Origin of the sequence: Thioalkalivibrio sp. ALE9, assembly GCF_000377445.1 — a bacterium.
Lineage (GTDB): Bacteria > Pseudomonadota > Gammaproteobacteria > Ectothiorhodospirales > Ectothiorhodospiraceae > Thioalkalivibrio.
Genome location: NZ_KB898139.1, coordinates 22,033 through 33,000, shown reverse-complemented (window position 1 = coordinate 33,000; position 10,968 = coordinate 22,033). Strand labels below are relative to the sequence as shown.

General features: G+C 67.6%; 8 protein-coding genes. 6 read left to right on the top strand and 2 right to left on the bottom strand.

The window, feature by feature from the left end; translation table 11 throughout:
- Both D106_RS14375 and D106_RS0113860 read left to right on the top strand, forming a co-directional pair.
- The coding region (locus D106_RS14375) for a transposase (RefSeq protein WP_018879168.1) at window positions 1-272 on the top strand (272 nt) is incomplete at its 5' end.
- A 186-nt stretch (window positions 273-458) separates the two neighbouring features.
- A complete protein-coding gene (locus D106_RS0113860; protein WP_018880397.1) occupies window positions 459-1,688 on the top strand; it encodes a methyl-accepting chemotaxis protein in 1,230 nt (409 codons plus the stop codon).
- Between the two features lie 12 nt (window positions 1,689-1,700).
- Here the strand turns inward: D106_RS0113860 and D106_RS0113855 are convergent, their stop codons facing one another.
- Window positions 1,701-3,251, bottom strand: coding sequence for a DUF255 domain-containing protein (locus D106_RS0113855; protein WP_018880396.1), 1,551 nt, complete (start codon window positions 3,249-3,251; stop codon window positions 1,701-1,703).
- A gap of 381 nt (window positions 3,252-3,632) precedes the next feature.
- On the opposite strand from D106_RS0113855, the gene D106_RS0113850 reads away from it, so the two are divergent.
- The 4 genes from D106_RS0113850 (at window position 3,633) to D106_RS0113835 (ending at window position 8,476) form a co-directional block, all read left to right on the top strand.
- Window positions 3,633-4,553 (top strand): hypothetical protein, encoded by a 921-nt coding sequence (locus D106_RS0113850; protein ID WP_018880395.1) that lies wholly within the window; start codon window positions 3,633-3,635, stop codon window positions 4,551-4,553.
- Window positions 4,554-4,640: 87 nt separating this feature from the next.
- A protein-coding gene (gene prfB / locus D106_RS0113845) for a peptide chain release factor 2 (RefSeq protein WP_155985258.1) occupies window positions 4,641-5,739 on the top strand; the annotation gives its coding sequence in 2 pieces (ribosomal slippage) (window positions 4,641-4,712 and window positions 4,714-5,739; 1,098 coding nt in all).
- A 24-nt stretch (window positions 5,740-5,763) separates the two neighbouring features.
- A complete protein-coding gene (gene lysS, locus D106_RS0113840) occupies window positions 5,764-7,254 on the top strand; it encodes a lysine--tRNA ligase (protein WP_018880394.1) in 1,491 nt (496 codons plus the stop codon).
- Window positions 7,255-7,348: 94 nt separating this feature from the next.
- Window positions 7,349-8,476, top strand: a complete 1,128-nt coding sequence (locus D106_RS0113835) for a PQQ-dependent sugar dehydrogenase (protein ID WP_017942141.1) — start codon at window positions 7,349-7,351, stop codon at window positions 8,474-8,476.
- 112 nt (window positions 8,477-8,588) lie between these two features.
- Here D106_RS0113835 and glgB read toward each other — a convergent pair whose 3' ends face one another.
- Window positions 8,589-10,802, bottom strand: a complete 2,214-nt coding sequence (glgB, locus tag D106_RS0113830) for a 1,4-alpha-glucan branching protein GlgB (protein WP_081620096.1) — start codon at window positions 10,800-10,802, stop codon at window positions 8,589-8,591.
- Window positions 10,803-10,968 lie beyond the last annotated feature (166 nt).

Genomic DNA, 10,968 nt, shown 5'->3' with positions numbered 1-10,968 from the left:
ACCAGCCGACGGTCGTGGCCGGGCGCAAACCCCAGGATCTTCCCGAATTCCAATGGATCAACACCGTGCTCGGCAACCTCAAGACCAGCCTGAGCGGGAGCTACCATGCATTTGCGTTCGCCAAGTACGCGGCCCGTTACCTCGCGGCATTCGCCTACCGCTTCAACCGACGCTTTGATCTGGCGACGTTGCCGGCGCGACTGCTGGTCGCCGCCGCGCACTGCCGGCCCGTGCCCGAGCGGCTCCTGCGACTAGCTGACTCTCGTTGCTAATCAGGAATGCTTTTGCCCTTGCCCTTCTTCGTGCCTTCGTGTGCTTCGTGGTGAATACGGTTTTCGAGTTGCGGCGAGGCGTTGGAGTTGAGCTGGATCAGCGCGGCGGGGATTGGGCAGGGCGATACTTTGCCGGGCTCAAGGCCGGGGGCGGGTGGTCGTTAACGAAGCCAAAGGAGGGTGTCGATGAAGATTGGGAATCTGGGTGGGCTGCGACTGAAGCTGGTGATCCTGGTGATCGTGGTGAGTACGGTGCCGCTTTCGATCATGGGCGGGGTGACGTTCCACACCATGAAGGGCGATCTTGCCGCGGGGGTGGATGAGGCCCTGGTGACGCAGCTGTGGTGGTTGCTGTGGGCGCTGTGGGTGGTCGCGTTTGTGGTGGCGCTGGGGATTGGCTGGTTCTATGCCAATGTGCTGACGCGGCCCCTGGAGCGCCTGGCCGAGGGGCTGGAGGCGATCGGCGAGGGGCGCGCGGATCTCGGGCACCGCGTGGAGGTGACTACGGACGACGAGATCGGCCGCACCGGTGCAGCCTTCAACACGGTGATGGGCCGGCTCTCCGGGCTGATCCGGCAGGTCGCGGATGCGGCCGACGGCATCGCCGCCTCCGCGCGACAACTGGAGGGTCGCAGCAACGAACTGACCCGGGCGACCCACGAGCAGCGCGGCGACGTGGAGCAGGTGGTCACCGCGATGAATCAGATGTCCGCCACTGTGCAGGAAGTGGCCAACAACACCCAGAGCACGGCCGAGAGTGCCGGTCAGGCGACCCGGGCGGCGGAAGGCGGACGCACCGTGGTGCAGGCCACGCAGGGCGCGATCAACACCCTGGCCGGCGAGATCCGCCAGGCGAGCCACGTGATCAGTGAGCTGAAGGGTGACAGCGACAACATCGGCACCATCCTGCAGGTGATCGAGGAGATCGCCGAGAAGACCAACCTGCTGGCGCTCAATGCGGCGATCGAGGCCGCCCGCGCCGGCGAGGCGGGACGCGGCTTCGCGGTGGTGGCCGACGAGGTGCGTCATCTGGCTCAGCGAACCAACGACTCGACCGGGGAGATCCGCGAGATCATCCAGCGCCTGCAGGGCGGAGCGACCCGCGCGGTACAGGCGATGGAGGTGAGCCAGCAGCACGCCGAGACCTCGGTGGAGAAGGCCGGCGAGGCGGGCGAGACCCTGGAGTACATCCACGACTCGGTGACCACCATCGACGACATGACCCGCCAGGTGGCCAGCGCGACCGAGGAGCAAAGCCAGGTGGCGGAGGAGATCAACCGCAACATCCACCACATCAATGACATCGCGGTGCGCAACGCCGACGGGGCCAACGAGATGCAGCAGGCGGTAGAGGCCCTCGAAGGGCTGGCGCAGCAGCTACAGAACGAGGTTGCGGGCTTTCGTCAGCAGGGCTGATCCGGTCTGGCCTCAGAAGCCTCGGCGCAGGGCGTCGAAGCCCAGGGCGACGTCGTCGGGATCCGCGCCGGGCTCGATGCGCAGGCGGTCACGCACGGTGTCGCGGTCAATATGGGACGCCTCGATCGCGTCGTCGGGCAGGCGATACAGCCACCAGGCGAGCGCGGCCTGGGTGCGGGTCTCCGACCAGGGCTCCAGGTCCGTCCCGATCCGCTCGGCATGCGTGCCCAGCTCCGCGTCGAAGAAGGGCTCCAGTCGATCCAGCGCGGCGACCGGGTCGGGCAGGTCCGGACGTTCGCCATCCAGTGCCTCCACGGCGCGCGCCAGTTCCTGGCGGGCGATCTCCGGCCAGATCTGCGAGGGCAGGTAGCCCTCCATCGCCGGTCGTCCGCCGGCGGTGATGCCGTGCAGGTAGCCGCTGCGGGTGAGCAGATAGCGGTCGAGCGCCTCCAGCGCCTCGCGGGCCCAGTCGAGCGTCTCGCGGTCTTCCAGTACGCGCGCCAGGTTGGCGAGCGCGGCAATGGCCTGGCCCGAGGTGTCGGCATAGGTGTTGCGGTCGACCCGGGGTGGATCGGTCTGCGTGCGGGTCTCCGGGTCCAGCTGATAGTAGTCGCGGTCGGCGTACTGGCTGTTGCCGAAGCGCAGCTGACGCGCGTCCCACAGGTGGTCGCGCAGATAGTCGCGAATGCCGCGCGCGATCTCCGCGTAGTGTTCGTCGCCGATGCGCTCGTAGGCCTCGGAGAACAGCCACAGGAACGCGGCGTTCTGATCCAGGCGCTTGGAGGTCTCCAGGGCCAGGACCGGGTCGCGCTGGTCGGGATCGTGGAAGAAGAAGAAGCCGCCCTCGACCTCGTCGTAGAGATCCTCCGCGATCTGGTCCAGTAGGCCGGGCATGCGTTCCTCCCAGTCGTCACTGGCCAGCAGGTAGCGGTAGGTCCAGGGTTGCGGGCGCTTGCTGAGCGTGCCGAATGTGGCGCTGCCGCTCAGGCGGTCGGCGCGCTCGTCATAGACCTCGTCGAGCATCTCCATGAAGGCCTCGAGGCCGTCGATCGCCGCGTCGTCCGGTGTGATCTCGCGGCCGGTGACCGAGAACATGTCGCGCTGCGCCTGGAGGATGCTCTCGAGGTCACGGGCATTCACGTGGCCGGTGAAGCGGGTCAGCATCTCGTCTTCGTGATTCACGATGACCACGAAGGGCAGGCCGCGCCCGCCATAACGGCGGAACAGGTCGGCGCGTTCGTCCAGGTCGACGAGGACGGGGATGTAGTGCTCGTCGATGACATCCACCACCGACGGGTTCTCCAGGGATTCGTCCTGGAAGTCGCGGCACCAGGTGCACCACTGGCCGTGGAAATAGAAGAAGATCGGGCGTTCGCGCGCCTCGGACTCGTCGAACAGCCCGCTGTCCCAGCTTTGCCAGTCGATGCTGGAGTCGGCCGGATAGTCCTCGGCGGCCACTGGCAGCGCGAGCGCCAGCAGGGCGGCGCCCGCAAGGAGCCCGCGCGCGGCGCCACGAAGGGCGCTGGCGACGGAAGGGCCTGGGTTGTAGAAGGGTCCGGTCATCGCGGGCACTTTCCGGGCTTGTGTCTATTGGTATAGACCAGTTGAAGGATTGCGCGTTCGGCACGGGGCGGTGTGGCAGGATGCCCGCTTGATCACTGCTCGAGGACCCGGGGTCGGTCCGATTGGGGACGGATCTGCTGTGCGCGTCGTAGAATGGCGCCATTTTTCACGCCGGCTCTGGTTAGCCGACGCGCGATCTGCGCCTCGAGACAGCGGGCATCAACGGGCCCGCGCTTGCGCCACGCTCGCGGCGACTATCCAGATCCGACAGTCCCCCAGGAAACACTGATCCATGTACAGGCTTGCATTGGTGCCCAGCTTTTTCCTCGACCCGGCGTGTTGCGGGGGGTCTTCATGACGGGAGGCCGGACCGACCGGCGGGTGACGTACCTGCTCCCCGGCCTGTGGGCGGCACCGGGGGCCACCGCGGGTGAGCCATCACGCCCGGTGCGGCGTCTGGCTCGCTGGCTGGGGCGCGCGCGGGCGACCGGCGATTCCGGGGCGGCGCCGGGCTGGGAGGCGGCGCTCGCCGAACGGCTGGGTTATCGGCCGCAGGGCGAGGGCGCACGGACCTGGCTGGCCCAGCCGGTCCAGCTGACGCCCGGGATGAAGGACCTGGTGGCCTCGGCGGTGGAGCCCGTGGCGGACGCCGAGCGCGAGGCGTTGTGGGCGGCCGCGCAGCCGGAACTGGAGGCGGCCGGCGCCACCCTGGGCCTGGGCGAAGACGGCCTGTGGGAGCTGCAGCTGGACGCCGAGGGCGAGGCCTCCGGCCCGCCGCCGTCTGTCGGGCTCGGTCGATCCATGGTGGCCCCCTCGCTGCAGGGCGATGTCGCGCGGCGTCTCCAGGTCCTGGCGACCGGCTTGCAGATGGCGTGGTTCCAGCACCCCGTCAACCTGGAACGCGAGCGTGAGGGACGGGGTGCGGTGCATGGGCTGTGGCTATGGACGCCGGGCTTTGCCGGCGGAGCCAGCGACGTGAGGCGCGTCTGTGGCGGCGGGGCGATCGGCCGCTGGCTGGCACGGGGCGCCGGTATCGACTGGTGCCCGGATCCGGCCTGCACGCCGGCGGAATCCGACGACACGGTGGTCGTGGTCGACGCGCTGGGGGGGCCGCCGTCCCCCGAACGACGCCTGGAGCTGCTGGAATCGGTCGCCGATGACGTGGTCGCGCCAGGGGTGCGCGGCGTGTTCCGCGGGGAACTGCGTGCGCTGGAGTTCGTGGACCCGCAGTCCACCCACCCCGTACTGCGGCTCGACCGCCGCCAGGCGCTGGCCTTCTGGCGCCGCCCAAGGCGGCCCTGAAGCCGCGTGCCGGTGTTATACTGCGCGGCTTTTCTCGCCACCTGATGGAACGTGCCGTGCGCGCCACGGCACCCGACGGAAACTGCCATGGAACTGAACGCGCTGTACTCCCGTATCGATGACCTGAAGGGCCGCCTGGACGCCCTTAGGGGGTATCTTTGACTACCCGGCCAAGGAAGACCGGCTGGAAGAAGTCCAGCGGGAGCTGGAGCAAAACCCCGATATCTGGAACGACCCGGAGCAGGCCCAGGCCCTGAACAAGGAGCGGGCCCAGCTCGAGGGTGTGGTCATCAACATCCGCGAGATCGGCACTCAGCTGGACGAGAGCCGGGACCTGCTGGAGATGGCCGAGGCGGATGACGACGAGGAGACGGCGGCGTCGGTCGAGACCGATGTCGACGCCCTGACCGCGCGCGTCGAGGGGCTCGAATTCCGCCGCATGTTCTCGGGCGACATGGACGAGGCCAACGCCTACCTCGACATACAGGCCGGCTCCGGCGGCACCGAGGCCCAGGACTGGGCGAATATGCTGCTGCGTATGTACCTGCGCTGGGCCGAGCACAAGGGCTTCAAGGCCGAGGTCACCGAGCTCTCCGAAGGCGAGACGGCCGGGATCAAGAGTGCCACCGTGCACATCCAGGGCGAGTACGCCTTCGGCTGGCTGCGCACCGAGACCGGTGTGCACCGTCTGGTGCGCAAGTCGCCGTTCGATTCCGGCAACCGCCGGCATACCTCGTTCGCCTCCGTGTTCGCCTCCCCGGAGATCGACGAGAACTTCGAGATCGAGATCAACCCGGCCGATCTGCGGGTGGATACCTATCGGTCCTCGGGCGCTGGCGGGCAGCACGTGAACACGACCGATTCCGCGGTCCGCATCACGCACGTCCCGACCGGTGTGGTCACCGCCTGTCAGGCCGGGCGCTCGCAGCACAAGAACCGCGAGATGGCGATGAACCAGCTGCGCGCCAAGCTGTACGAACGCGAGCTGCAGGAGCGCAATGCCGAGAAGCAGGCGGTGGAGGACACCAAGTCCGACATCGGCTGGGGCAGCCAGATCCGCTCCTACGTGCTCGACCAGTCGCGGATCAAGGACCTGCGCACCGGCGTGGAGGTCGGCAACACCCAGGCCGTGCTCGACGGCGACCTGGATCAGTTCATTGAAGCCAGCCTGAAGAGCGGGCTGTAACGCTATCTTTTACCGGGATTCCCGATGACCGAGATTACCGACGAGAACAAGCTGATCGCCCAGCGTCGCGCCAAGCTGAACGAGCTGCGCGAGGCCGGCCCGGCCTTCCCCAACGACTTCCGCCGCGATGCCCTGGCGGCCGATCTGCACGCCGCGCATGACGACACCGAAGGCGAGGCGCTGGAGGGGCAGGGGATCCGCGTGACCGTGGCCGGGCGCATGATCGGCAAGCGCGTGATGGGCAAGGCGAGCTTCGTCCGCCTGCGCGACCAGTCCGGGGACATCCAGCTGTTCGCCCAGCGCGACAGCCTGCCGGAGGGCGTCTACGCGGCCTTCAAGCACTGGGACCTGGGCGACATCGTCGGCGGGCAGGGCACGCTGTTCAAGACGAAGACCGGCGAGCTGACCGTCCAGCTGGACGAGCTGCGTCTGCTGACCAAGAGCCTGCGCCCGCTGCCGGAGAAGTTCCACGGCCTGACCGACCAGGAACAGCGCTACCGCCAGCGCTACGTGGATCTGATCACCAGCCCGGACAGCCGCGAGCTGTTCCGCACCCGCACCCGAATCGTGCGCTACATCCGCGAGTACTTCGAGCGCGAGGACTTCATCGAGGTGGAAACCCCGATGATGCAGGTGATCCCGGGCGGCGCGACCGCGCGGCCGTTCGCCACCCACCACAATGCGCTGGACATGCCGCTGTACCTGCGCATCGCGCCGGAGCTGTATCTGAAGCGCCTGGTCGTCGGCGGCTTCGAGAAGGTCTTCGAGATCAACCGCAATTTCCGCAACGAGGGGCTGTCCACCCGGCACAACCCCGAGTTCACCATGCTCGAGTTCTACGAGGCGTTCGTGGATTACCATGCGCTGATGGACCGCACCGAGACGTTGCTGCGCGGGCTGTGCGAGGACGTGCTGGGCACGACCACCATCGAGTACCAGGGCGAGACCTACGACTTCGGCCAGCCGTTCACCCGCATGACGGTTCGCGAGGCGATCCTCGAGCACAACCCGGAGATCAGCAGTGACGACCTGGCGGACATCGACAAGGTGCGCGCCCACTGCGAGCGCTTGGGAATCCCGATCAAGGCGAGCTTTGGGCTCGGCAAGCTGTGGACCGAGATCTTCGAGTACACCGCCGAGAACAAGCTGCGCCACCCGACCTTCATCACCGCCTATCCGACCGAGGTCTCGCCGCTGGCGCGGCGTAAGGACGACGACCCGTTCGTGACCGACCGTTTCGAGCTGTTCGTCGGCGGGCGCGAGATCGCCAACGGCTTCTCCGAGCTCAACGACCCCGAGGACCAGGCCGAACGCTTCCAGGCCCAGGTCGCGGAGAAGGACGCCGGCGACGACGAGGCGATGCACTACGACGCTGACTACATCCGCGCCCTGGAGTATGGCCTGCCGCCCACGGCGGGCGAGGGCATCGGCATCGACCGCCTGGTGATGCTGCTGACGAACAGCCCGTCGATCCGTGACGTGCTGCTGTTCCCGCACCTGCGCCCGGAGGCCTGATTCGGCACACCACGCCGTCGCGTGAACAATCCCCCGGTCGTCGTGTCCCATTTCTGCAATGGCAGATAACGGGAGGTACGGCATGCGAGAGGCAATGACACGAGGCTACGCCATCCGCACCGGTGCGCTGGTCGCGGGGCTGGCGCTGGTGGGCTCGGCCCTGGCCGGCGAAGTGGTCGAGGAAGGCATCTCGAGCGAGTACGAACAATTCGATCTCGTGCGGGTAGCCGGTGGTCTGGAGCATCCCTGGTCGGTAGCCTTCCTGCCGGACGGCGGCTATCTGGTGACCGAACGGACGGGTGCGCTGAAACAGGTGCGCGATGGCGAGGTGAGCTCGGTCGAGGGTGTGCCGGAGGTCGTGGCGCGCGGCCAGGGCGGCTTGCTGGATGTCGTGCTGCACCCGGACTTCGCGGCGAACCACCGGGTGTATTTCACCTATGTCACCGGGGATTCCGACCAGTCCTACACCGCGCTGGGGCGCGGGCGTCTGGAGGACGGGGCCCTGCACGAGGTGGAGGAGCTGTTCCGTCAGGACCGGGGCGGCAGCAATCCGGGCCACTTCGGTTCGCGGCTGGCCTGGCAGGCCGATGGCACCCTGTTGATGACGATCGGCGATCGTCGGCAGGAAGACCCGTCCCAGGACCTTTCTGCACATACCGGGTCCCTGCTGCGCCTGACCGAGGATGGCGAGGCCCCGGCGGACAACCCGTTTGTCGACCGCGATGATGCCCAGCCACACATCTTTGCCTATGGCCTGCGCAATTCGCAGGGTCTGGTGGTGGATCCGGCGGACGGCACGATCTGGCTGACGGACCATGGGCCCCGGGGCGGGGATGAACTGAATCGCATGGAAGCCGGGGGCAACTACGGCTGGCCGGTGGTGTCGCGGGGGCGTGACTACCGGTCCGAGGAACCCTTTGGCGAGGCGCGTCACGACGCCGACATGATCGACCCGGTCTACGAGTTCCTGCCGACGCTGGCGCCGTCCGGGCTGGCGATGGTGACCGCGGATCGCTTCGAGTCCTGGCAGGGCAATCTGCTGGCGGGTGGCCTGCGTGCCGAACGGATCCTGCGCATCGTGATCGAGGACGACGAAGTCGTGCACATGGAAGAGCTGCTGCACGGCAAGATCGGGCGCATTCGCGATGTCCGCGAGGGACCGGAGGGGCACATCTACGTGCTGACCGACCATTCGGATGGCGGGCTTTATCGCCTGGAATGAGCCCGATCCCGATCCCGAGCCCATGGCCGGCATTGGGGCCGCGAGTTCCGGGCCCGCACGGGCCTGCAAACAGGAGCCGGTCTTAGCGGCTTCGGCCCGAGGCGCCCCGACGTCAGTCGCCGGCTGGCTCCAGTAACAGGGCCGCCAGTGGCGGCAGATGCAGGTAGAGTGTCGCGGGGTGCCCGTGGCGTTCCACCGGCTCGGCATAGGCCTCCGCCGGGCCGCGCGAGCCCCCACCGTAGACCTCGGCGTCACTGTTCAGGGTGACCCGCCAGCGCCCGGCGTGGGGCGCGGGTACGGGGTAGGCCGGGCGCTCCACCGGCGTCAGGTTCAGCACCACCACGAGCTGGCGGCCCTGGTGGTCGCGGCGCACGAAGCTCAGGGTGGAGTGCGCGGCATCGTCGCAGTCCAGCCAGTCGAAGCCGTCCGGTTCGAATTCCCGGGCGTGCAGGGCGGGGTCGGCGCGGTAGGCGCGGTTCAGATCCCGCACCAGGTTCTGCAGGCCCTGGTGCAGCGGGTACTGCAGTACGTACCAGTCCAGTTCGCGATCCTCCGACCATTCCGGGCCCTGGCCGAATTCCTGGCCCATGAACAGGAGTTTCTTGCCGGGGTAGAGCCACTGCCAGCTGTAGAGCAGGCGCAGGTTGGCGTGCTGTTCCCACTCGTTGCCCGGCATGCGTCCGCGCAGGCTGCGCTTCCCGTGTACCACCTCGTCGTGCGAGAACGGGAGGACGAAGTTCTCGCTATAGGCGTAGAGCTGGCCGAACGTGAGCTGGCCGTGGTGGTGCATGCGGTAGATCGGGTCCATCCCGAAGTAGGTCAGGGTGTCGTGCATCCACCCCATGTTCCACTTCATGGTGAAGCCCAGCCCGCCCATGGAAGGCGGGCGGCTGACCCCCGGCCAGGCGGTAGATTCCTCGGCGATCATGGCGACGCCCGGATGACTGGTCTGGACCGTCTCGTTCAGGTGGCGCAGGAAGTCGATGGCCTCCAGGTTTTCGTTGCCGCCGTGGATGTTGGGCAGCCAGTCCTCGCCTTCGCGGTCGTAGTCGCGATAGAGCATGGAGGCGACGGCATCCACGCGCAGGCCGTCGAGGTGGAAGTCCTCGACCCAGCACAGGGCGCTGGAGAGCAGGAAGTTGCGGACCTCGGGGCGCGAGTAGTTGAAGATCAGGGTGCCCCAGCCGCGGTGCTCGCCGATGCGCGGGTCGGCGTGTTCGTACAGCGCGGTGCCATCGAACCGGGCCAGCGCGAACTCGTCGCGCGGGAAGTGGCCGGGGACCCAGTCGAGGATCACGCCAAGACCGGCCTGGTGGGCCTGGTCGACGAAATGGCGAAAGTCGTCCGGCTGACCAAAGCGCGAGGTGGGGGCGAAGAAGCCGGTGCTCTGGTAGCCCCAGGATCCGTCGAACGGGTGCTCGGTGACCGGCAGCAATTCGAGATGGGTAAAGCCCATGTCGCGGGCGTAGGGCACCAGGCGCTCGGCCAGCTCGCGGTAGCTGGGCCAGTGGCCCTCGGGACTGCGCTGCCAGGAGCCCAGATGCACCTCGTAGATGCTCATTGGCCGATGCTTCCAGGCCTCCGGATCGCGGTTGCGCATCCAGTGCTCGTCATTCCAGGCATAGGTGCTGGCCTCCTGGATGCGGGCGGCGGTCTCGGGGCGAACCTGGTAGGCGCGGGCGTACGGGTCGGTCTTCAGGTGCAGGCTGCCGTGCTCGCGATTGCGGATCTCGAACTTGTACAGCGTTTCCGCGGTCATCCCCGGTATGAACAGCTCCCAGATGCCGCTGCCCGCGTGGACGGTCATTGGATGGCAGCGCCCGTCCCAGCGGTTGAAGTCGCCCACCACCGACACGCGTTCGGCGTTGGGCGCCCACACGGCGAAGCGCACGCCGTGGATGCCGTCGCGGGCCATCGGATGGGCGCCCAGCATGCGATGGGCATGCCAGTGGCGGCCCTCGGCGAACAGGTGGCGATCGAATTCGGGGATGTCCGGGGCAAAGCTCCAGGGGTCAATTGCCTGCAACGTGGATGTGCCACCCTCGGGCATCCAGTCCAGCTGCGGGTGCGCGGGGAGGGCGTCCACCGGCCCACGCCACAGGAACAGCCCGGGGAATCCCGAGGCGGCGTCCATGGGTATGTGGCGCCCGTCGCAAAGTGTGATGGAGGCCTCCGTTGCATGCGGTAGCCAGGCCCGATAACAGGTGGTTTGTTGATCCAGCGCATGGCGCCCCAGGACGCTGTGCGGATCATGGAGCCGGGCCTCGGCCAGGCGCGCTAACGGATCGGCGACGGAACGGGTGCATTTGTCGGGGGCTGTTGCCATACTCGGATCAAGCTCGCGTTTGGGTCGTGGAATAGTGCGGTTCAGGCCGGGTCGGCAGAACACGTGAGTACAACATACTAGGGAAACACTGATTAATGTACGCACTCGCGTTGGCACCCCAGGTTTTTCGAGGCAAGGCGCGTCGTGCAGCGGGTAGTGGTTCTAC

Coding starts and splice junctions, on each gene's coding strand:
- D106_RS0113860 (WP_018880397.1), top strand. CDS start 459: ATGAAGATTGGGAATCTGGGTGGGCTGCGACTGAAGCTGGTGATCCTG.
- D106_RS0113855 (WP_018880396.1), bottom strand. CDS start 3,251: ATGACCGGACCCTTCTACAACCCAGGCCCTTCCGTCGCCAGCGCCCTT.
- lysS (WP_018880394.1), top strand. CDS start 5,764: ATGACCGAGATTACCGACGAGAACAAGCTGATCGCCCAGCGTCGCGCC.
- D106_RS0113835 (WP_017942141.1), top strand. CDS start 7,349: ATGACACGAGGCTACGCCATCCGCACCGGTGCGCTGGTCGCGGGGCTG.
- glgB (WP_081620096.1), bottom strand. CDS start 10,802: ATGGCAACAGCCCCCGACAAATGCACCCGTTCCGTCGCCGATCCGTTA.